A 21,207-nucleotide genomic window follows, 5' to 3' on the forward strand; every position below is an offset into this window, starting at 1 on the left:
CACAGGGCGATGCGCGCCGCGGGTTGCCGTAGGAGCGGCGCAAGCCGCGAGCCTTTCGCCGCACCCGCCACCCTCCATCGCCTTCAAACCCTCGCGGCTGGCGCCGCTCCCACGGCGGGAACAAACGCTGCGCCGCACTTCCGTAGGAGCGGCGCAAGCCGCGAGCCTTACATCAGTCGTCGATCACCGCTGTGTGCGGCACGCGGCCGACCGGCACGGAACGGAGCACCTTGTTGGTCTTGGTGTCGACGATGGAGATGTCGTCGGACAGGCCATTGACGATCACCAGCATCGACTCGTCTCGGCTCAGCGTAGCGCCCCAGGCGCGGCTGCCGACGAGCACGTAGTCCTTGATCTGGCGGCTGGCGACATCGACCACGGCGAAGTGGTTGGCGCGGCCGAGGGTGACGTAGGCGGTCTTGCCATCGCGTGTCATGGTGATGCCGACCGGGGTCACCTCCTCGCTGCGGAAGCCCTTGGGCGCGAAGCTGACCGTCTCCTTGATGGTGTTGGCCTTGGCGTCGAGAATCGTCACCGAGGCGCCAAGCTCGTTGGTCACCCACACCTCGCTGCCGTCCGGGGTGTCGGCGAAGCGGCGCGGGCGGTTACCGACCACCACGTTGGCAAGGATCTCGTTGGTCGCGGTATCGATCACGTGCACCATGTTGGCGACCTCGGAGGTCACGTACAGGCGGCTGCCATCCTTGCTGACCAGGACGCCCTCGGGCTCCTCGCCAACCTCGATGGTGGCGAGGATTTCGTTCTTGGCGACGTCAACCACGGAGACCTCGGCGTCATCCTCGTTGGAAACGTAGATCTTGCTGCCGTCCTTGCTGAAATCGAACATCTCCGGGTCCTCGCCGACGTCGATGCTGCGCACCACCTCGAGTTTGGCGATGTCGATCACATCCACCCGCTCGCTGTTGCTGGCGATGACGAAGATCTGCTCGCGGTCGGCGGTCAGCTTCATGTCGCGCGGGCGTTCGCCGGTGGGGATGGTCTTGACCACCTGGAAGGTCTTGCCGTCGAGCACCGTGACCGCGTTGTCGTTCTCGCTGCTGACGAAAATGTAGCCGGTGTCCTTGGCCAGGGCGGCGCCGGCGGGCAAGGCAAGCATGAGCGAGGTGGCCACTGCGCAGCCCAGGGTCTTCAGTCGGTTCATTATTGTCGTCTCCTCATTGGTAGATGGTGACCGGACCGTTCCTGGCCCGGCTGCTGCAAAAAAACGGGGCTGATCCCCGCACGAAAACATCAAGCCGGCGCTGCGGCTCCCGCGCCGGTCATGTCCAGGAAGGCTTCGGCCAGGCTGGCTCTGCCAGAGGCCTGTACCAGCGCAGCCGGCGCGCCCTCGGCGAGCAGCTCGCCACGGTGCAGCACAAGCACGCGATCGGCGGCCTCGGCCTCATCCACCAGGTGCGAAGCCCACAGCACGCCCACGCCGGTGGCCCGCAAACCCAGCACCTCGTCGAGCAGGTGGCGGCGCGAGGCCGGATCCAGGCCCACCGTGGCCTCGTCCATGAGCAGCACCGAGGGGCGGTGGATCAGCGCGCGCGCCAGTTCCACCTTGCGCCGGTTGCCGCCCGAGAGCTCGCGCACACGGTCGCCGCGGCGCTCACCCAGGCCCAGGCGGGCCAGCGCGTCGTCGATGCGCGCCGCCGCCAGCCGCGGGCCGAGCCCGTGCAGGCGGGCATGGAAGACGAGGTTGGCCTCGACACTCAGATCCATGTCCAGCGTCATCTGCTGGAACACCACGCCGATGCGCCCGAGCGCGCTCACCGGCGCGACCCGCATGTCGTGGCCGCACACCTGTACCTGGCCGGCGTCGGCATTGAACAGGCCGGTGAGCAGCTGGAACAGCGTGCTCTTGCCGGCGCCGTTGGGGCCGAGCAAGGCCACGAACTCACCGGCGCAGACCTGCAGGTCGACGCCCTTCAGCGCCGGCCGCGCGCCGTAGGACTTGCGCACGCCACGTACGGACAGCAACACTTCACGCGCCGAATCAGGCATGTCCATCCCCCTCGCAGTTTGCCCGTGCATGCCCGGCCAGCGGCAAGCCGCCGAGCAGGTCGGGGTGACGGGCCAGCAGCGCTTCCTGCAGCCGCCCGACCTCTGCGCAGCCCGGCTGGCGCGGGCGCGGCAATTCGACCTCATGCTCGAGCACGACGCGGGCTGGCGCAGACGACAGGAAACACACGCGATCGGCCAGCGCCAGCGCCTCGCGCAAGTCGTGGGTCACGAACAGCACGCTGGCACCGCAGCGTTGCCACTGCTCGACCAGCATCTCCCGCAGTCGATTGGCGGTCGGGGTGTCGAGCGACACAAAGGGCTCGTCCATCAGCAGCAGTTGCGGTTCATTGACGAACGCCCGCGCCAGCGCGACGCGCCGCATCATGCCGCCGGAGAGCCTGCCGGGATAGGCGTCGAGCACGTCACCCAGTTCCATCGCCCGCAGCAAGGCAACGGCACGCTCGCGTACCACAGCAGCCGCACGCGGGTCGGCCGCGCGGGCGACGAGCAGCACGTTGTCGAGCACGCTCAGCCAGGGCATCAGCCGTGGCTCCTGGAACATGAAGCCGATGTCCTCGGGAAACGCGCCGTCGAGATCGACTCGCCCGCTCATGTCGCGATCGAGCCCGCCGACGATGTTGAGCAGGGTGCTCTTGCCGCAACCCGACGGCCCCACCACGCAGACGAACTCGCCCTGGCGCACGGACAGCCGCAACCCGGACAGGGCAAGGTGCGGACGCCCGCCACGGTCCGGGTAGCGCTTGTGGTCGATCTGGATCTCAAGCATCGCTCAGCCCCTCCAACGGGTCAGCCTGCGCTCGAGCGGGCGCAGCATCCAGGCTTCGACCGTCAGCACCACCGCGGCGAAGGCCAGGGTGTAGGCAAGGATGCCGGTGATGTCGAAGAACTGGAAGAAGACATTGAGCTGGAAGCCCACGCCGTCGCTGCGGCCGAGCAACTCCACCACGAGCACGATCTTCCAGATCAGCGACAGTCCGGAGCGCGCCGCCGCCATCAGGTAGGGCACGAGCTGGGGCAGGTACACACGCAGGAAGGTCGTCCGGCGCGACAGACGGTAGGCGCGCGCGACGTCGAGCAGTTTGGGGTCCACCGCCCGCGCGCCCTCGCGCACGGTGACGATGACGGTCGGGATCTTGTTGATCGCCACAGCCAGGATGGCGGCCCAGTCGTTGAGGCCGAACCACACGTAGCACAGGATGATGGTGACCAGCGCCGGGATGTTGAGGCCGAGCACCAGCCAGGCGTCGAAGAAGGCGTCACACTGCCGCCACCGCCCCATTGCCATGCCCACCAGGGCGCCGATGAGCATCGCCGCCGTGAAGGCGACCACCACCCGGCCGAGGGTGACGGCAAGATGACCAGGGAGCGCCATCGACGCGACTTCGTCCCAGATGCGCGCCAACACTGCAGCCGGCGTGGGCAGCGTGTGGTTGTCGGCGATCAGCGCGCCGATCTGCCAGACCAGCACGAATACGAGCAGGGAAGCAAGGCGGAGCCAGCGGTCGCGGCGGCTGGCCGGCGACACGCTCGTGGTCTGGGCCTGGTTGCGTGCGTTGGACGGCATGAAGCGTGGCGGATCGATGCTTGCCTGAGTGCTTGCCTGAGCGCGTACCTGAGGCCGCCCCGTCACTGCGCCCCTCCCCGTCGCCAGAAGGTGCCCGGCGCAAGCGCGTCGGACCTGCCGACCAGTGCCGGACCGCCTTCTGCGGCGAGGATGGCGAATACGCGGGCTGCGACACGCTCGGCCTCGCGTTCGCCATCCTCGCCGTCGGCACGCGGGATCCCGGCCCGAAAGCCTTCGCGCAGGGCGATGAAGGTGTCCTCGTTCTCGGCTCGCATCAGCGGCCGCAGCGCCTCCCAGGCCGCATCCGAGGCAAGCATCAGGTCCTTGGCCGCAGCCGAGGCACGCAGAAAGCCCTCGATGGCGCCCGGATTGGCACGTGCCCAGCGCTCGCTGAACACCCAGCCCACCAGCGGCAACGCGTCCTCGATGCCCAGCCCTGCAAGGATCTGCGGCATGGTGATGAGCTCGGCCATGCCGGCTGCAGACAGGCGAGCACTGAAGTGCCAGAAGTTCATCGCCGCGGGCAGCTCGCCGCGCATGACGAGTTCGTTGAGCAGGGGCGGCGCGGCAAACTGCGGGCGCACGAAGGTGGCTGCGTCCTCGCCAACCGTCCTGCGCGCATAGGCGCGCAGCAGCAGCCAGCTCTTGTCGAGCGCCCCGCCGGCAATGCCCAGGCGCTTGCCCTTGAGGTCGGCAAAGCTCGCGATACCCGCATCCGGGCGCACGCTGACGCCACCCACGGCCTGCGAATAGGGCGAGAACACATAGTCGCGCCCCTCGCTGCGCATGCGCGAAACCCAGATCCAGTCGTTGGCGATGACATCGACTTCACCGCCCTGGATCGCCACGTTGGCCGCATCCTTGAGCGCCAGCGGAACGATGCGGATCTCGACCCCCTCGCGCTCGGCAAAGCCTTCGCGCTGCATGACGTCGAGCTCCCAGCTCACGGTGCCGAACTGCAGGATACCGACGCGCACCACCTGGCGCTCGGCCGCCACGGCCCCCGCCACCATCGCACCGCCCAGCATCAGCGCACACGCCAGCTTGCTCCAGAACCCTCGCATGAACCCGTGTCTCCATGTCCGCGCCTTTGCCTTGGGGCACAGACGCATTGTTTTTCCGACACCTGCAGATTCCGTGCCACGAAGCCAAAACGCGGCACATGCGGGACGCCGTCCGGCGATCTGCCCGACGGTGCGCAGTGTCGCGCGGGCGAACCTGTTCCAAATGGGAACATCAATTGTTCAATCCCGCAGCAGCACCCCACGAACGCCAGCCCCCCCGACTGCGGCTATTGCGCCGCACAAGGCGCCGCGACCGGGCATGCATCCAGCCGGCATGGATCCTGCATGTCCGCCCGGACACCCGAATCGCAGGACTGCCGGCCACGCGCAACATGAAGCAACAGCACGACTCGCGCCCCTCTCCCGACGCGCTCACGCCGTCCACACATCCGCCCAGCACGCTGCAGCCGGAGCGCCATGCACGCCTGGTGACACTGTCGGCCCCCGCCATGGAAGACCTCCACCGCCAGCTCGACAGCCCCTCGGTCACCGTCATCCTGACCGACAGCGCAGGCACCGTGCTGCGCGCCATCGGCACACGCCCGCGCGCGGCGGACACCATCGCGCCCCAGGGCATCGGCATCGCCGCCCCCATCCTGCCGCCCGCCGGCGGCCTGCTCGGCTTCATCGATGTCGATATTTCGCAACTCGGTTGGCTCACGCATGCCAACGCCCTGGTGCAGACGGCGGCTCGCATCATCGAGCACCGCCTGATCGAGTCCGAACCGGAAGGCTTTCTGCTGCTGCGCTTTCATCGCTACCCCGCGGTGCTCGGCACGCCGCTCGAGGCGCTGACGCTGTTCGACGCCGAAGGCTGCGTGCTCGCCGCCAATCGGGTCGCTCTTGAACTGCTGGCCTCATGCACCGAAGACGGCGCCACCGATGCGCCCGCCTGCTTCACCACCCACTGGCGAGGCATCGTCGGCTACGCCGCACTCGGCCTGCGCCAGCCCTTCACGCTGCGCGACCGCCGCGGCATGCAGTATTCCGCCCGTGCAAGCCTGCGCCGGGGAGCCCACCCATGACCGACCGCCTCCACCACGCGCCCAGCCTCAAGGCGCATATCAGCCTCGTGCTCACCGCCCTCATCGCGGTAATGATGGCGGTCACCGCCGTGGTCTGGATGCGCGAGACGCGCAATGCCATCCACGAGGAGGTGGAGGCCGCCACCCGCGTCGCCGAGCAATGGCTCAACGTGCTGATTCCCGAAACCCTGGCCGACGGCCCGCAAGCCCGCGAGCGCCTGATGCACCACCTCGAAGCGGTCGGCCGTATCCGCGCCAACCGCCTCGAAGTCTTCGACAGCCTTGGCGGGCGCCTCTACCTGTCCCCCGACTCACCGTACAAGGCCGGTCGCTTCGCCCCCGACGGCTTCACACGCTGGGTCGAACCCACCGTGGCGCCGCGCAACCTGCCTGCGGGCGAGCTCACCATCGTGCTCACGCCGGACACCTCACGCGCCGTGCTCGACGCCTGGGACAAGCTCACGGCCGCGCTCGGCTGGGCCGTCGCCCTGCTGATGCTGATCTGGCTCGCCACCCGGTTCGCGATCAATCGCGCGCTCTCACCGGTCGCCGAGATCCACTCGGCACTCGAACGCAGCGCACAGGGCCGCTTCGACCTGCGCCTGCCCGAATACCCTACGCGTGAGCTCGCCCTGCTCGCGCGCAGCTACAACAGGCTCGCCGACAGCCTCGACCAGAGCCTGGCCGAGAACGCCCGCCTCGAGCACGACCAGGCCCTCGCCCATGCGGTGCAACTGCGACTTGAGCAGGAACGGCGCCTGATCGCGCGCGAACTGCACGACGAGCTCGGCCAGGGCATCACCGCAGTGCGCGCCATCGCCGGCGCCATCATCCAGCGCAGCACCGACCAGCCCGGGCTCAACGGCAGCGCACAGGCCATCCTCGCCATGACCGGACAGATGCAGGAAGGCGTGCATACCATCCTGCAGCGCCTGCGCACCAGCACCGGCGACGATGGCCTGCACGTGGAGGAAGCGATCCGCAGCTACTGCGAACTGTGGGCCAGGCATCATGGCGACATCGAGATCCAATGCACCATCGAACCCCTGGCACAGGCGGTGTCCGACGCCGTCGGCCTCACCATCCTGCGCATGGTGCAAGAGAGCCTGACCAACGTGGTGCGCCACGCCCGCGCCAGCCGCGTCGAGGTGCGGTTGGGACTGCGCGACGGCGACATCGAGATCGAGATCATCGACAACGGGTGCGGCCTCGGCGAGAATCCGGGCCCGGGCCGCTACGGGCTGATGGGCATGCGCGAACGCGTTGCCGAGCTGCACGGCAGGCTCGAGCTCTGCCGCCCGCCGCAAGGCGGCCTGTGCGTGCGGGCCCGCCTGCCGCACCCCCTCCACACCGAACAAGGATGACCGTGCACACCCTCCAGGGCCTCCGCATCCTGCTGGCCGACGACCACGCCGCCGTGCGCATGGGTTTTCGCCTGCTGCTCGAAGGCGCGGGCGCCGAGGTGGTCGGCGAAGCCGACAGCGGCGAGAAGGCGGTGACCGCCTTCTCCGAACTGAAGCCTGCAATGCTGATGATGGACGTCTCGATGCCCGGCATCGGCGGTCTGGGCGCGCTCGAGCGCCTGCTCGCCCACCACCCCGATGCACGCGTGCTGATCCTGTCCGCACACGACGACGCCCAGATTCCCGCGCGCGCCCTGCGTGCAGGTGCCACCGGCTACCTGTCCAAGCGTGCCCAGCCCCAGGAATTGCTGCGCGCAGTCGCCACCGTGGCCCGCGGCCAACGCTACATCGACCCCGACATCGCCCCTGCGCTCGCGCTCGCGCAGTTCTCCGGTGGTCAGGATCCGGTCACCGCGCTCACCGAAAAGGAGTTCGCCGTCTTCCTGCAGCTCGCCCAGGGCCGCACGGTGGCCGAGATCGCAGACAGCCACAATCTCAGCCCCAGCACGGTGGGGACGCACCTGTATCACATCAAGCAGAAGCTCAACGTCTCCAACGCCGCCGAGCTTGCCCTGGTGGCAATCCGCAGCGGCCTTATCGAAGTCTGACCGGTCTCGAACCAGGCAAAGCTCGCGGCTGGCGCCGCTCCTACAGGAGAGCGCGGCAGCGTTTGTTCCCGCCGTAGGAGCGGCGCGAGCCGCGAGGGGTTGAAGGCGATGGGCGTCGGGTGGGTACGATGAAAGGCTCGCGGCTGGCGCCGCTCCTACAGAAGAGCGCCGCAGCGTTTGTTCCCGCCGTAGGAGCGGCGCGAGCCGCGAGGGGTTGAAGGCGATGGGCGTCGGGCGGGTGCGATGAAAAGCGCGCGGCTGGCGCCGCTCCTACGGCAGAGCCCACCGCGGCGATGCCTTGATAAATCAGAATTCACTGATATACTTCATGACAACCCAACTTCCACTCGAGGACCTGTCATGCTGCGCTTCGACATCGCCCCCGTCTGCTCCAACGCCTATCGCTTCCAGGCCGCTGTCACCCTGGCGGTGAGCGCCATCTATTTCTTCACGCCCTACCAGTGGGTAGCGATCATCCTCGCACTGGGCGGTGCACTGCGCGGCTTCGTGTCACCCCACAAGTGCCCGTCCTATCTCGCTTTCTCAGCCCTCACCCGCAAGCTGGGCATGGCCAAGCCGATCAACGCCGGGGCCAAGATGTTCGCCGACAAGCTGGTGGCGATCGCCGGCACGATCATGTTCGTCACCTGGCTGATGGGCTCTGAGATCGGCCTGATCCCGGCCGCCGTACTGATGGTGTTCGCCTTCATCGATCTCGTCAGCGGCTTCTGCGCCGCGTGCTGGGCCTACGCCATGTGGTACAAGGTGCGCGGCACCTGATCCGCTCCAGCGGCATCGCACACTGCATGAAGCAAAGCCCGGCCAACGTGCCGGGCTTTCTGCTTCTGCCGGCCAACACCGCAAGACAGGGCGCTAGGCCGGCATCCGCGCCAGGGGCTGGGCTGGACGGCGCTCACTTCATCCCGGCCAGCCCGGCAAGGCGCCGCCGCGACTCCTCAGGCCCGCGGAACACCAGCGGCTTCGCCACCACTGCAACCTCGCCGCGCTCGGCGCGCACCACGGCCTCCACCACCTTGTGGTGCGCGGGCGACTTGTCGCACACCGGGTCGGCTGCGGCGGGGTCGCCGGTGAGCATGAAGGCCTGGCAGCGGCAGCCACCGAGATCCTTCTCCTGCTCCGGGCAGCTGCGACAGGGCTCCTTCATCCAGCCCTTGCCCCGATAGCGGTTGAAGCCCTCGGAGTCGAACCAGATGCTGCGCACGTCCAGGTCGCGCACATTGGGGAAGGCGAGACCGGGCAGCATGCGCGCTGTGTGGCAAGGCAAGGCGGTGCCGTCGGGGGTGATGGTGAGGAAGACGTTGCCCCAGCCGTTCATGCACTTCTTGGGCCGCGTCTCGTGATAGTCGGGCACGACGAAGAAGATGCGGATGCGCTCGCCGTAGCGCTGTCGGCGCTCGTTGGTGACGCGCTCGGCGCGCTCGATCTGTTCGCGCGAGGGCAGCAGCTGGTCGCGGTTGAGCATCGCCCACGAGTAGTACTGGCTGTTGGCGAGCTCCAGGTACTCGGCGCCGAGCTCGACCGCCATGTCGATGATGCGGTCGATGTAGTCGATGTTGAGGCGGTGGATCACGCAGTTCATCACCATCGGCCAGCCGTGGTCCTTGATGGTGGCGGCCACCTTCTGCTTGAGATCGAAGGTGCGGGTGTGCGACAGGAAGTCGTTGAGCTCCCTTGTCGAGTCCTGGAACGAGAGCTGGATGTGGTCGAGGCCGGCGTCCTTGAGCGCCCGCGCGCGCGCATCCGTGAGGCCGACGCCCGAAGTGAGCAGGTTGGTATAGAAGCCGAGCTTGTGCGCCTCCGCGACCAGCACCTCGAGGTCGTCGCGCAGCAGCGGCTCGCCGCCGGAGAAGCCGCACTGCACACTGCCCGCTGCGCGTGCCTCGCGCAGTACGCGCAGCCAGTCGTCGGTGCACAGTTCGTCCGGCGCATGGGCGAAATCGACCGGGTTGTAGCAGAACACGCAGTGCAGCGGACAGCGGTAGGTCAGTTCGGCCAGCAGCCACAGCGGCGGGCCGGGCTGGTGTTTAACGACTTCGGGCGCATTCATGGCCTCACCTCACACGTCGATCCACTGCTGCTTGCGCGCCAGCTCGAGAAAGGCAACGACGTCGGCTTCGAGCCCGGCGGTGGCGAAAGCCTGCTGCAGGTCGGCGACCACCTCGGCCACGCTGCGCACGCCGTCGCAGCGGCGCAGGATCTCGCCCGCGCTCTGGTTGAGCTTGACCATGCCTTCCGGGTAGAGCAGCACCCAGGCCTGCTGCGCCTCTTCCCACTGCAGGCGGAAGCGCTTGGAGACGCGCGGCGTGGCGGTCGCGCCGATCGCCGAGGTGTCACTCATCGCGCGCCCCCTTGCGCGGACCCACGATCGCCACCTTGCACTGACTCAGCATGATCGCGTCGGCCATCGCCCACAGCACGTCGAGCTTGAACTGCAGGATGTCGAGCGCGCGCTGCTGCATCGCCCGGCTCTGGCTGAAGTAGTCGAGCGTGAAGCGCAGGCCGTGCTCGACGTCGCGCCGCGCCTGGGTGAGGCGGTTGCGGAAGTACTGCAGGCCGGCGGTGTCCACCCAGGGGTAGTGCGTGGGCCAGGTGTCCAGGCGCTGCTGGTGGATGTGCGGCGCGAAGAGCTCGGTGAGGCTGGAGGCCACCGCTTCCTGCCATGGGCGCTGGCGGGCGAAGTTGATGTAGGCGTCGACCGCGAAGCGGGTTGCCGGCGCGACGAAGCGCAGCGAGGTGACGTCGTCGCGGCTGAGGCCGGTGGCCTCGCCGAGCCGGACCCAGGCCTCGATGCCACCGGGGTCCTTGACGTCGCCGATCTCGAAGCCGTCGTGATCGAGGATGCGCTGGATCCATTCACGGCGGATCGCGCGGTCGGGGCAGTTGGACAGGATGGCAGCGTCCTTCACCGGGATCGAGATCTGGTAGTAGAAGCGATTGGCCACCCAGCCCTGGAGCTGTTCGCGGGTAAGCTTGCCCTCGGCCATCATGACGTGGAAGGGATGGTAGATGTGGTAGCTCGTGCCCTTCTCGCGCAGCAGGGCCTCGAACTCTTCGGGAGACCATGGCGGCTGATCGCCGGTACTGGTGATCAGCGCCGCGGTATGTTCGATGCTCGATTGTTCGATGTAGCTCACAGCGCGACCTCCATGCCGTCGAAGGCGACCTCGATGCCGTGCGCAGCCAGTTCGGCGCGCTCGCGGCTGTCCTCGTCGAGGATCGGGTTGGTGTTGTTGATGTGGATCAGCACCTTGCGCGTAGTCGCCGGCAGCCTGTCCAGCCACTCGAGCATGCCGCCGGGGCCGGATTGCGGCAGGTGGCCCATGGCGCGCGAGGTCTTCTGCGAGGCGCCAAGGCGGATCATCTCGTCGTCGGTCCACAGCGTGCCGTCGACCAGCACGCAATCGGCAGCCTGCATGGCGGCCCACACGTGGGGCTCCATCTCGCCCAGGCCGGGGGCGTAGAACAGCCGCTTGCCGCTCGCCGCATCGACCAGGGTGACGCCGATGTTGTCGCCCGCCTGCGGGCAGTCGCGGTGCGGCGAGTACGGTGGCGCGTTGCTGGTCAGCGCCAGGGCCTCGAAGCCGAGCCCGGGCGCGCCGTCGATGGCGAAGCGCGTCTGCAGCGGCAGCTCGCGCCAGGCGATGCCGCTGTAATGGCCGAGCACGCCGAACACCGGGTTGCCCACCGACAGGTCCTCGCGTACGCAGGCGGTGCACCACACCGGCCATGGCTTGCGGTGCTCGCGCAGCATGTAGAGGCCGGTGGTGTGGTCGATCTGGGCGTCGATCAACACGATCGCGGCGATGCCGGTGTCGCGCAGCGCACGCGCCGGTTGCAGCGCGGGAAAGCTGCGGATCTGCTGCAGCACGTCGGGGGATGCGTTGAACAGCACCCAGTTCTCGTCGTCGCCACTGACGGCGATCGACGACTGGGTGCGGGCCTGGGCGCGGATGCGGCCCTTGCGCAGGCCGTCGCAATTGGGACAGTTGCAATTCCACTGCGGGAAGCCGCCACCGGCGGCGGAACCGAGCACGCGGATCTTCATCGGTTCTCCTCGGGCCCACGCGCTGGCCGGGTCGACCCGTGCGGGCCATGCACGCACAGGGCGCGCACGCAAAAAGGGCGACACGGCGCTGGGACACGCACCGTGCCGCCCCGGATCACGCCTTAGCGGTTGGCGATGTACATGGTGATTTCAAAGCCGAAGCGCATGTCGCTGGCTGCGGGGGTTTCCCATTTCATGGTCGTCTCCTGTCTCGTCTCTGGGTGGGATCGGCACCGCTTGTCGGCACCGCCGACCGGTCAGCCGGCCGTGTGGGTAAGATTGGCTGGACGAGGAATAATTCGCATCACGAAAGTGCGGAAGCTGGCCTCATGAAAATCTTGAGCCCCCCTCGCCTCGAGTCCCTCGCGCTGCGGGCGGTTCAGGCCCCGGGGGCATTTCGTTGCTCCGTCTGCCTACGTAGCGGGTGGCACGAACAGTGCCGTGCGTGCAGCCTCGAGGACGGCACGTACTGCGGGTTGCTTGACGTGGCGTTCGGTGCTGATCAGCCAGAACGCTTCGCGCACCTGCTCCACCCGCCCCACCTCCCTGACGCCATAGCGGGCGCCGATCTCTTCCGAGAGGATCGCAGGTGCCGGGAAGAAGCCTTCTCCCGCCTGGGCAAAGGCCTTCATCAGCGCACTGTCGTCAAACTCCCCGACCACCTGCGGCGACAGGCGTGCTTCGCCCAGCCAGCGCTCGATCTCGCTGCGAACCGCCGCATTCGGCCCCGGGAGCAGGAGCGGAGCCCCGTGCAGGCAACCCGGGAAGGCTCCGCAGCGATCCGCCAGGGCCGGAGCGGCTAGGAAGGACACGGCGCTCTCGCCCAGTTTGTGGCTATGGCAGCGGACCGAAAGCCCCGCCGGCATGGGACGGTCAGCCAGCACCATATCCAGGCGATGCAGCGCCAGTTCGCCAAGCAGCCAGTCGATCTGCCCTTCGCGACAGATCAGCCGGACCGGCTCGGAGAGCGCCTTCAGCGAGGCCAGCAGCTGACGGGTGAGCGACTTGGGCACGACCACAGAGACGCCGACCCTGAAGGCGGGCAGCGCGCGGCAAGAGTGCGCGCGCAGCGACGAGAGCATTTCATCGCCCAGGGCGAACATCTCGTCGGCAAACGAGAGGGCGATCCGCCCCGCTTCGGTCAGTTCGAGCCCGCGGCCCGCCGGGCGCAGCAGAGGCACCCCCACCTCCTCTTCGAACAGGTTGATCTGGGCGCTGACCGTCTGCGGCGTCAGATGCAGGCGCTTCGCTGCGCTAGCGACGCTGCCGGTATGGGCGACGGTCCAGAAATAGCGGAGGTGTTTGAGGTTCATGAGCGTAAAGGATTCGTAAAAATCTGCGCGTTCATAAATATTAATCGACTTTATCTGATTGATTGAGCTTGTCAGAATTCTCCGGCAGGAAGGCGACGACCCATCCCAGGGTCATCCAGGGCCGAGAGCAACGACAGGAGGGCGTACGTCAATGGACTGTGCTGTACACGAAAGCGCCGTAGCAGCTTCGACTCATCGAAGAAGTGACGCCGCGCTGCTGAGCGCACCGGAGGAGCTGGAATGCCTGCGCCACGAGCTGACCGGCTTGCTGTCGGTCCTCGGCAGCCGCAAGCCCTCGGTCCGCATGCACGATGCCCTGCTCGGCCTGTGGATCGACTCGCAGGGGCACGCGGGCATACCTGACATGCGGATGAGCAAGGTGCAGCCCGCTGGCGGTCCCGACCTGCGCATGGTCGAGGCGATCAGCGTCGATGGCGTCTGGATGCTTTTCCATCTGGACCAGAGGACAGACGGGCCATCGCGCGCTGATCTGCTTGCATGCGTGCTGGAAGCATTCGGGCACGATGAGCATCGCGGCACGAGCGGGCGCTTCGTCCCGATATTCGGCGCCGATGCTCAGCCCACCGAGGTGCAGCAGGAAATGGAGCACCTGAGGCGCCTGCATGGCGATCTGACGCTGGCACCTCGACGCCCCGACCTCTCACCCTGGCACGGACGAACCGACATCCGGGCACGCCACGCGGCCTGACGAACTGGCGTCCGCACCGATCCCACCCTGTTCCCGCCGCCGGCCTCGCGGTAGTATCCCACCCAGGGTTGCGGGCCTTGCCCCTGCCCTGACCGCGGAGCCCTTTCCAGACTCGAGACCGAACCGATGAACCGCCACGTGCGCAAGCTGCTGACCATCGTCACCGAGGCCGCCCTCGAAAACCTGCTCGTCAAGGACCTGGAGCGTCTCGGCGCCCATGGCTATACGGTCAGCGATGCCCGCGGCAAGGGCGCCAGAGGGGCACGCACCTCGGCCTGGGACACGAGCAGCAACATCCGCATCGAAGTGGTGTGCGACGAAGCGACCGCCGATACCATTGCTGCCCACCTGCAGGCCCACTACTACGACAACTACGCCATGATCCTCTTCATGGCAGACGTGACGGTAATGCGGCCGGAGAAGTTCTGACCGGCTCCGGCAGGGTGATCGCAGCGGCCGCTGTGACGTCCTGCGCGCGCGCCCAGCCATACCGATCACACCGAGCAGCCTTGCCGCCAGACACCCCGCTCTTCGCGCCCTTGCCGCCCCTTGCCCAAGGCGTGCTCGACGTCGGCGACGGTCATCGCCTGTACTTCGAACGCTGCGGCCATGCCGAAGGCCTGCCCGTACTGTTCCTGCACGGCGGACCAGGGAGCGGCTGCAGCCCTCGCCAGCGCCAGCTCTTCGACCCTGCGCGCTTCCATGTCGTGCTCTTCGACCAGCGCGGCTGCGGGCGCAGCACACCGCGCGGCGACTGCCATGCCAACACGACCCGCGAGCTGGTCGAGGACATCGAGCGCCTGCGCTTGCACCTTGGGATCGAGCGCTGGCTGGTCTTTGGCGGCTCGTGGGGAGCCGCACTCGCCCTGGCCTACTGCAGCGCGCATCCGCAAGCCTGCCTGGGCGCCATCCTGCGCGGCAGCTTTCTCTGCGGGCAGGCCGACCTCGACTGGTTCTTCGGCGCGGAAGGCGTGGGTGCAATCTGCGCCGAGGCCTGGTCAGCGCTGTGCGCAGCCCTGCCCGAGGCGGCCGAAGGGCGCGCCCTCGCCGCTCTGTGTGCGGCGCTGGGCGGCCCCGACACGCAGGCCGCTGCCCGTGCGGCGCTGGCCTGGGCGGCATGGGAGAACGCCGTGATCGCGCCGGGGCAAGCGCCCCCCGCGCCACCCGCGCGCGACGATGCCGCCATCAGGGCACTGATCGACAAATACCGCGTGCAGGCACACTACCTCGCCCACCGCTGCTTCCTCGACGAGGACGGCGTGCTCGAGGCCGCTCGCCGCATCACCGCCATGCCCTCTGCGCTGATCCATGGCCGGCTCGATCTGGTGTGCCGCGCGCGCAACGCGCTGCGCCTGCACCGTGCCCTGCCGGGCAGCCGCCTGCGCCTGGTCGACGGCGCTGGCCACAGCCCGTTCGAGCCGGCAATGGCGGCGGCACTGATCGGGGCCCTCGAGCACTTTGCCGTCCATGGCGACTTCAGCCACTGGCGCGCGGACTGAGGCGATGCCGCCACTTTTACGCTGCACACCGGGCACGTGTGGAGCGAGCGGCTAATGATTTTCTGTAGGTGGCGCTCGGGCTTGCCATGAGGCGGGCGCTGCCGGCCATCGGCGAGAATCGGGGTCAAGCCAAGACCCGCAAAGGACTCCGACCGTGACCGCCACACCCCGCGCCGTGAGCGCCCCTGCCCCCCGACCCATCGCCCGCCTGCTTCGCCTCGGCATTCCGGGCGCCTTGGCGGGCTTCGCCTGCGTAGCCGGCGCGCAAGACGCAGCAACGGCCGATCAGAGCGCCGTCACGCTCAATCCGGTCGTGGTCACCGGTAGCCGGGTCGAGACCAACAGTTTCGATCTGCCCTTCTCGGTCGATGCGGTCGACATGCGCGCCAACCAGGCGGGCAACCTCGGCGTGAATGCCTCGGAGGCACTGGCCGGCGTACCCGGCCTGGTCATCCAGAATCGTCAGAACTACGCCCAGGACCTGCAGATATCGGTGCGCGGCTTCGGTGCCCGCGCCGCTTTCGGCGTGCGCGGCGTCAAGCTGATCGCCGACGGCATCCCCGCCAGCAACCCGGACGGCCAGGGCCAGGCCGCCACCTTCAACCTCGACACCGCCGAACGCATCGAAGTGATGCGCGGCCCCTTCTCCACCGTGTACGGCAACCACGCGGGCGGTGTCATCCAGCTCTTCTCGCGCACCGGCGAAGGCGCACCGCGCATGCGCGCCAGCGTGCTCGGCGGCAGCTGGGGCACGACCAAGATCGGCGTCGGCCTGGAGGGCGAGCAGTCCGGCGTCGGCTTCATCGTCGATGCCTCGCGCTTCGACACCGATGGCTACCGCGACCACAGCAAGACCCGGCGCGACCAGGGCTTTGCCAAGCTCAGCTTCCGCCCGGACGAGGACAGCACGCTGACGCTGGTGGCGAACGGCCTGCGCCAGCCCGACACCCAGGACCCGCTGGGGGTGACGTGGGCAAGCTACCAGCGCAATCCGCGTGCGGTCGAAGACGTGGCCAAGCAGTACAACACGCGCAAGAGCATCCACCACCTGCAGGGTGGCGCAACCTACGAACGCCGCTTCGGCGAGGACAGGCTGCAGCTTTCGGCCTACACCGGGCGGCGCAGCGTCACGCAGTATCAGTCGATTCCGCGGATTGTGCAGATTCCAACGGCAGACAATCCCGAACGCGCCCGCCACGCCGGCGGCGTGGTCGATTTCGACCGCGACTTCTACGGTCTCGGCGCACGCTGGATCGCCCAGCGCAGCCTCGGCGACGGCGAACTGACCCTCACCGTCGGCCTCGACTACGACCGCTCGGAGGACGACCGCCGCGGTTACGAGAACTTCATCGGCACCACGCTCGGCGTCAAGGGCAATCTGCGCCGCAAGGAAATCGACACCATCACCAGCACGGACCCCTATATCCAGGCCCTGTGGAAGCAGGGCCCCTGGCAGTGGTCGGCGGGCGTCCGCCACTCGCGGGTGGCGTTCAAGGTCGACGACCGCTACATCGTGGGCATCAACGGCGACGACAGCGGCAGCGCGCGCTACAGCGAGACCACGCCGGCCCTTGGCGTGGTCTATGCACTGAGCCCGGTCACGAACGTCTATGCCAGCGCCGGCCTGGGCTTCGAGACGCCGACGCTCAACGAGCTCTCCTACTCACCGGCTGACGGTTCCTTCAACCTCGGCCTGAAGCCCTCCACCAGCCGGCAAGCCGAACTGGGCATCAAGACCTTCGTCGGCGACTCGACGCGCGTCAATGCCGCCGTGTTCAGGATCGAGACCGAAGATGAGATCGTCGTTGCGGGCTCGAGCGGCGGGCGTACGACCTTCAAGAATGCCGGCAAGACCTTGCGCCAGGGCCTGGAGATGGCGCTCGAGTCCGAACTCGCGCACAACTTGACGGCACGCGCCTCATTCACCTATCTGAAAGCCGAGTACGACGAGGCCTTCACCACCCGGATCGGGATGGCCGACGTCACGATCCCGGCCGGAAACCGCCTGCCGGGCATTCCCAAGCTCAGCGCCTATGCCGAGCTCGCCTGGAAACCGATCGAAGCGGTCACGCTCGCGGGCGAACTGATTTACCGCGACAAACTCGAAGTGCATGACCGCAACATCGACAGAGCGGCACCCAGCTACACCTTGTTCAACCTGCGGCTCTCGGCGGAACAGCAACAGGGCCCATGGACGTTTGGCCAGCTGCTCCGCATCGACAACGTGTTCGACCGCAAGCACGTCGGCTCGGTCATCGTCGGCGACAGCAACGGCCGCTACTACGAGCCCGGCCCCGAGCGCAGCTGGTACGCGGGGGCGAGCGCAAGCTACCGCTTCTGATTTCAGCGGTGTGGCGGGGTCCCTGCGCCACCACCTTCAAGAGCTCGCGGCTGGTGCCGCTCCTACAGCGGGCGACGTGCGTGACGGCTTCCCGTAGGAGCGGCGCCAGCCGCGAGGGGTTGAAGGCGATGTGCCTTGGGAGCATGAGCACCCGCACGCAGTCACGGCCGGAATTCTGGCAGGATACCGGCTCAAGGAGGGCAAGCTCATGGAATGGATCATCCTCGCGCTGGTGGCCGGCGTCATCGGCTACGGCATCGTCATCTACAACGGCCTGGTGGCGCTGCGCAACCGGGTCAGGAACGCCTTCTCGCAGATCGACGTGCAGCTGCAGCGGCGCTACGACCTGATCCCCAACCTGGTCGAGACCGCCAAGGGCTACATGGCGCACGAGCGCGAGACGCTGGAGGCGGTGATCGCGGCGCGCAACCGCGCCCACTCCGCCGCACAGCGCGCAGCGGGCACCTCGGGCGCTGACGCGGGCGCACTGGGTGCCGGCGCGGTCGGCGAGCTGGCGAGCGCCGAAGCCGCACTGGGCGGGATGCTCACCCGCTTCTTTGCCCTCGCCGAGGCTTATCCCGACCTCAAGGCCAACCAGAACATGGCGCAGCTGCAGGAAGAGCTGGCCAGCACCGAGAACCGCATCGCCTTCGCCCGCCAGGCCTACAACGATGCGGTCATGACCTACAACACGCGACGCGAGCAGTTCCCCGACAGCATCGTTGCCAACAGCTTCAACTTCACGGCCGCCGAACTCTGGCAGCTGGAGAACGCCGAGGCGCGCCAGGCGCCGCGGGTAAGCTTCGGCAACCGCTGAGCCCGGCGGGGCGATGGACTTCTTCGCCGAACAGGACCGCGCACGCCGCGCCGGGCGCTGGCTGCTGCTCGGCTTCGGCTGCGCGCTGGCCGCGTGCATCGTGCTGGTCTATCTCGCGCTGCTGCCGATGACCGCAGGCGAGTACGGCGAGGAGATCGCCCTGTGGCAGCCCGGCCTGTTCCTGATCGTCGCGCTGGCGGTAGGGGGCGTCATCGGCGGGGGCTCGGCCTGGAAGGTCGCCGCGCTGGCCGCTGGCGGCGGCGAGGCGGTGGCACGCACGCTGGGTGGGCGGCTGGTGGCACGCAATACCACGGATGCGGCCGAGCGCCGGCTGATCAACCTCGCCGACGAGATGGCGATTGCTGCCGGCGTTCCGGCGCCACCGGTGTATGTGCTGGAGGACGAGACCGCGATCAACGCCTTTGCCGCCGGCGACCATCCGCGCGCGGCAGTGGTGGCGGTCACACGCGGCGCACTCGACCGCCTCACCCGCGACGAGCTTCAGGGCGTGATCGCCCACGAGTTCAGCCACATCCTCAATGGCGACATGCGACTCAACATGCGCCTCGTGGGGGTACTGCACGGGCTCTTCATGCTCGCCGGTGCCGGGCGCGTGCTACTGCGCAGCGGCGGCGGACGCAGCTCGGGCAAGGACAAGAATGGCCTCGTCGTGCTCGGCCTGGTGCTGGTGGTGGCCGGCTATCTCACCGGGCTTGCCGGCCGCCTGGTGCGTGCCGCAGTGTCTCGCCAGCGTGAATTCCTGGCCGATGCCTCGGCGGTGCAATTCACACGCAACCCGCAAGGCCTGCTGGGCGCCCTGCACAAGGTGGCGCAGCAGGCCAGCGGCCTGGCGCACGGCCAGGGCGAGGCGGTGAGCCACATGCTGTTCGACGGCCGCAGCAGCGCCAGCGCCCTGCGCAGCGCGGGCGGCCTGCTCGCCACCCACCCGCCGCTGGCCGAGCGCATCCGGCGTCTTAGCGGCGGCCGCGTGGCGGCCCCGGACCTTGCCGACGCAGTCGCTGCGACGACACCCGCGACGGCCGCCAGGGAGATGGATACCCTCGCACCTGCCGGCCTGGTCGAGCCCGCGGCGCCGGCCAGCGCGTCGATCGCCTTGCCGTCCGCCCCCCCTGCCCCGGCGATGAGCGCGATCCCAAGGGCAACACTCGAGCTCGTCCCGCTCGCCTTCGCGTCACCACCGGCAGCAGCCCTGGAGGCTGCACAGCACACGCTCGACGCCCTGCCCGGCGCGTTGCGCCACAGCGTCGCCAGCCCGGACGGCGCAGCCGCAGTCGCGCTCGCCCTGCTGCTCTCCCGCGACCCGCAGCGCCGCGCCCTGCAGATCGCCGCGTTGGCGAGCCACAGCGAACCGACACGCGCCACCGCGGCAGCCGACGCCACCGGATCGCTGCCGCCAGCAGGCCAGCGTCTGGCGCTGATGGAGCTCGCCCTCGGCAGCCTGCGCGAACTCCCGCGCAGCGCGCGCGAAAGCCTGCTCGGCCAGGCCAATGCCGTGGTGGGCGCCGGCGGCAGCGGCAGCCTGTCCGCGTTCCTGATGCTGCGCCTGCTGCGCGACGCCCTGCTGCCACGCACGCCGCAGCCGCTGCGGGTGTCACCGCAGGCGCTCGGGGCACACTGCACCCTGCTGCTGTCGGTGCTCGCCCATGCCGGACAGCGCGAACCCGAGGCCGCACGCGCAGCCTTTGCCCGCGGCGCGGCCCTCGCTCCCGCGGACGGCCTGACCGGGCCGCTGCCGATCGCGCAGATCCGCATGGATGCGCTCGACCAGGCGCTCGATGCCCTGGCCGATACGGCGCCGGGCTATCGCCGCCGGCTGGTGGAGGCGCTCGACGCCAGCGCACGCCACGACGCCCACATCACCCCGGGCGAAGCAGAACTGCTCGCCGTTGTCTGCGGTGCGTTCGACTGCCCCCGGCCGATCACCAGCGCAGGGGCATGCGCTGCGGATGCTGCCGCCCAGCCAACTTCCACCGCACTGCCTGCTCTCGCGCTGGATGCCAAGGCCGCACCGGCTGACGTGCTGTCCCGGGCCGATCGCGCGCCCATCCAGGCCCTGGTGGCGGCCAACCTGGTGCCAGTGTTCGGCGTGCTCTTCCTCGGCTGGGAGGCGCAGACCCTATTGCTCGTTTACTGGCTGGAGAACCTGGTGCTCGGCGTCTACACGCTGGTACGCATGGTGCGGGCGGGTGGCGTGCGCGCCTTCTTCGAGCCAGGCCTGTTCTTCATCTTCCACTACGGCTTTTTCTGCGCCGGGCACGGCATGGTGCTGATGGGCATCGCCACCATGGCCGGAATGCCGGGCGACGTGATCGAACCCTACGTCGGCCCGGTGGAGTGGCCCGGCCCCTTCGTGGTCTTCCAGCACCTGTTCGGGATCCTGCAGTGGATCGCGCATGAGCAGATGGGCATGGTGGTGGCGACGATCGGCTTCTTCATCAGCCACGGCTTCTCGCTCGTCACCCACCACTTCGTGCGCAATGAGGACGCAGGCCGCAAGCTCGCGGAGATCATGTGGGATCCCTACAAGCGCATCGTGGTACTGCATGTAGCGATGATCGCCGGCATGTTCGTGGTGATCCTGTCGGGTGGCGGCTCGATCGCACCGGTCCTGCTGATACTCGTCGCCGGCAAGATCGCGCTCGACATTCGCCTGCATCGTGCAGCTCACCGGGCAAGGCTGACAGCTGCGCTCGGGCGGCCGGACACGGCCGACGACACGTCATCCGATTGAGCCTCGCGAAGCAGGGAG

Annotated in this window: 21 protein-coding genes; 10 read left to right on the forward strand and 11 right to left on the reverse strand. The window is 68.3% G+C overall.

All coding sequences use genetic code 11. The features are described from left to right. Positions 1–172: 172 nt before the first annotated feature. From P7F68_RS17365 to P7F68_RS17385, 5 genes are all read right to left on the reverse strand, one after another. On the reverse strand, positions 173–1,162 hold the full coding sequence (locus P7F68_RS17365; protein WP_002923388.1) for a PQQ-dependent catabolism-associated beta-propeller protein: 990 nt from the start codon (positions 1,160–1,162) through the stop codon (positions 173–175). A gap of 89 nt (positions 1,163–1,251) precedes the next feature. After that, a complete protein-coding gene (locus P7F68_RS17370) occupies positions 1,252–2,007 on the reverse strand; it encodes an ABC transporter ATP-binding protein (RefSeq protein WP_277835066.1) in 756 nt (251 codons plus the stop codon). Next, positions 2,000–2,794 (reverse strand): ABC transporter ATP-binding protein, encoded by a 795-nt coding sequence (locus P7F68_RS17375; RefSeq protein ID WP_277835026.1) that lies wholly within the window; start codon positions 2,792–2,794, stop codon positions 2,000–2,002. The genes P7F68_RS17370 and P7F68_RS17375 overlap by 8 nt, the downstream gene beginning before the upstream one ends. Positions 2,795–2,797: 3 nt before the next feature. After that, positions 2,798–3,658: an ABC transporter permease gene (locus tag P7F68_RS17380; protein WP_386042069.1), complete on the reverse strand. Its 861-nt coding sequence runs from the start codon at positions 3,656–3,658 to the stop codon at positions 2,798–2,800. After that, entirely contained in the window at positions 3,655–4,656 is a 1,002-nt protein-coding gene (locus P7F68_RS17385; RefSeq protein WP_002944298.1) for an ABC transporter substrate-binding protein, read from the reverse strand. Before P7F68_RS17385 ends, P7F68_RS17380 begins: the two co-directional genes overlap by 4 nt. A gap of 332 nt (positions 4,657–4,988) precedes the next feature. Between P7F68_RS17385 and P7F68_RS17390 the strand changes: the two genes are divergently transcribed. The 4 genes from P7F68_RS17390 (at position 4,989) to P7F68_RS17405 (ending at position 8,472) form a co-directional block, all read left to right on the forward strand. Beyond that, positions 4,989–5,681, forward strand: coding sequence for a sigma-54-dependent transcriptional regulator family protein (locus P7F68_RS17390; protein WP_277835028.1), 693 nt, complete (start codon positions 4,989–4,991; stop codon positions 5,679–5,681). Further along, positions 5,678–7,045 carry a sensor histidine kinase gene (locus tag P7F68_RS17395; RefSeq protein WP_277835030.1) on the forward strand — a complete coding sequence of 456 codons (1,368 nt, stop codon included), beginning with the start codon at positions 5,678–5,680 and terminating at the stop codon, positions 7,043–7,045. The genes P7F68_RS17390 and P7F68_RS17395 overlap by 4 nt, the downstream gene beginning before the upstream one ends. After that, complete coding sequence (locus tag P7F68_RS17400) at positions 7,042–7,692, forward strand: response regulator (RefSeq protein WP_002944294.1); 651 nt, start codon at positions 7,042–7,044, stop codon at positions 7,690–7,692. Before P7F68_RS17395 ends, P7F68_RS17400 begins: the two co-directional genes overlap by 4 nt. A 360-nt stretch (positions 7,693–8,052) precedes the next feature. After that, entirely contained in the window at positions 8,053–8,472 is a 420-nt protein-coding gene (locus P7F68_RS17405; RefSeq protein WP_002927484.1) for a DUF4395 family protein, read from the forward strand. Between the two features lie 133 nt (positions 8,473–8,605). Here the strand turns inward: P7F68_RS17405 and pqqE are convergent, their stop codons facing one another. The 6 genes from pqqE to nhaR all read right to left on the reverse strand — a co-directional run bounded on the left by pqqE (position 8,606) and on the right by nhaR (position 13,071). Continuing rightward, positions 8,606–9,760, reverse strand: coding sequence for a pyrroloquinoline quinone biosynthesis protein PqqE (pqqE, locus tag P7F68_RS17410; protein WP_277835033.1), 1,155 nt, complete (start codon positions 9,758–9,760; stop codon positions 8,606–8,608). A gap of 9 nt (positions 9,761–9,769) precedes the next feature. Continuing rightward, complete coding sequence (gene pqqD / locus P7F68_RS17415) at positions 9,770–10,051, reverse strand: pyrroloquinoline quinone biosynthesis peptide chaperone PqqD (RefSeq protein ID WP_277835035.1); 282 nt, start codon at positions 10,049–10,051, stop codon at positions 9,770–9,772. After that, on the reverse strand, positions 10,044–10,847 hold the full coding sequence (gene pqqC / locus P7F68_RS17420) for a pyrroloquinoline-quinone synthase PqqC (RefSeq protein WP_004248599.1): 804 nt from the start codon (positions 10,845–10,847) through the stop codon (positions 10,044–10,046). The genes pqqD and pqqC overlap by 8 nt, the downstream gene beginning before the upstream one ends. Beyond that, positions 10,844–11,758: a pyrroloquinoline quinone biosynthesis protein PqqB gene (gene pqqB / locus P7F68_RS17425; RefSeq protein WP_277835036.1), complete on the reverse strand. Its 915-nt coding sequence runs from the start codon at positions 11,756–11,758 to the stop codon at positions 10,844–10,846. The genes pqqC and pqqB overlap by 4 nt, the downstream gene beginning before the upstream one ends. A gap of 122 nt (positions 11,759–11,880) precedes the next feature. After that, the gene (gene pqqA / locus P7F68_RS17430; protein WP_002927495.1) at positions 11,881–11,955 is read right to left on the reverse strand and encodes a pyrroloquinoline quinone precursor peptide PqqA; all 75 of its coding nucleotides are present in this window, start codon (positions 11,953–11,955) and stop codon (positions 11,881–11,883) included. Between the two features lie 216 nt (positions 11,956–12,171). Continuing rightward, positions 12,172–13,071 carry a transcriptional activator NhaR gene (nhaR, locus tag P7F68_RS17435; protein WP_277835038.1) on the reverse strand — a complete coding sequence of 300 codons (900 nt, stop codon included), beginning with the start codon at positions 13,069–13,071 and terminating at the stop codon, positions 12,172–12,174. A 151-nt stretch (positions 13,072–13,222) separates the two neighbouring features. Between nhaR and P7F68_RS17440 the strand changes: the two genes are divergently transcribed. The 6 genes from P7F68_RS17440 to P7F68_RS17465 all read left to right on the forward strand — a co-directional run bounded on the left by P7F68_RS17440 (position 13,223) and on the right by P7F68_RS17465 (position 21,189). Then, the gene (locus P7F68_RS17440) at positions 13,223–13,780 is read left to right on the forward strand and encodes a hypothetical protein (RefSeq protein WP_277835040.1); all 558 of its coding nucleotides are present in this window, start codon (positions 13,223–13,225) and stop codon (positions 13,778–13,780) included. Positions 13,781–13,906: 126 nt separating this feature from the next. Next, positions 13,907–14,209: a P-II family nitrogen regulator gene (locus tag P7F68_RS17445; RefSeq protein WP_004248595.1), complete on the forward strand. Its 303-nt coding sequence runs from the start codon at positions 13,907–13,909 to the stop codon at positions 14,207–14,209. Between the two features lie 80 nt (positions 14,210–14,289). Further along, entirely contained in the window at positions 14,290–15,279 is a 990-nt protein-coding gene (gene pip / locus P7F68_RS17450) for a prolyl aminopeptidase (RefSeq protein ID WP_277835043.1), read from the forward strand. 154 nt (positions 15,280–15,433) lie between these two features. Next, the gene (locus P7F68_RS17455; RefSeq protein WP_277835045.1) at positions 15,434–17,620 is read left to right on the forward strand and encodes a TonB-dependent receptor family protein; all 2,187 of its coding nucleotides are present in this window, start codon (positions 15,434–15,436) and stop codon (positions 17,618–17,620) included. A 208-nt stretch (positions 17,621–17,828) separates the two neighbouring features. Continuing rightward, complete coding sequence (locus P7F68_RS17460; RefSeq protein ID WP_004248585.1) at positions 17,829–18,437, forward strand: LemA family protein; 609 nt, start codon at positions 17,829–17,831, stop codon at positions 18,435–18,437. A 13-nt stretch (positions 18,438–18,450) separates the two neighbouring features. Continuing rightward, positions 18,451–21,189: a DUF6498-containing protein gene (locus tag P7F68_RS17465; protein ID WP_277835047.1), complete on the forward strand. Its 2,739-nt coding sequence runs from the start codon at positions 18,451–18,453 to the stop codon at positions 21,187–21,189. Positions 21,190–21,207 lie beyond the last annotated feature (18 nt).

Origin of the sequence: Thauera mechernichensis (assembly GCF_029588855.1) — a bacterium.
Lineage (GTDB): Bacteria > Pseudomonadota > Gammaproteobacteria > Burkholderiales > Rhodocyclaceae > Thauera > Thauera mechernichensis.